This is a genomic window from Neorhizobium sp. LMR1-1-1.1, assembly GCF_040675795.1.
GTDB classification, from domain to species: domain Bacteria; phylum Pseudomonadota; class Alphaproteobacteria; order Rhizobiales; family Rhizobiaceae; genus Neorhizobium; species Neorhizobium cellulosilyticum.
The window spans coordinates 1-255 of record NZ_JBEGHE010000100.1 but is presented as its reverse complement, the minus strand read 5'-3'; the positions used below and the strand labels follow the sequence as shown (position 1 = coordinate 255).

At 57.3% G+C, this 255-nt stretch carries 1 rRNA gene; it reads left to right on the top strand.

The features are described from left to right. Positions 1–255: ribosomal RNA gene (locus MRBLMR1_RS29970) — 23S ribosomal RNA — on the top strand; the annotation flags it as partial.

Here is a 255-nt window from a genome sequence, read left to right as displayed (position 1 = left end):
CTTTACACTGGCATTCGTGTCGGCATGTGTAGGATAGGTGGTAGGCTTTGAAGCGGGGACGCCAGTCTTCGTGGAGCCATCCTTGAAATACCACCCTTATCGTCATGGATGTCTAACCGCGGTCCGTCATCCGGATCCGGGACAGTGTATGGTGGGTAGTTTGACTGGGGCGGTCGCCTCCGAAAGAGTAACGGAGGCGCGCGATGGTGGGCTCAGACCGGTCGGAAATCGGTCGTCGAGTGCAATGGCATAAGC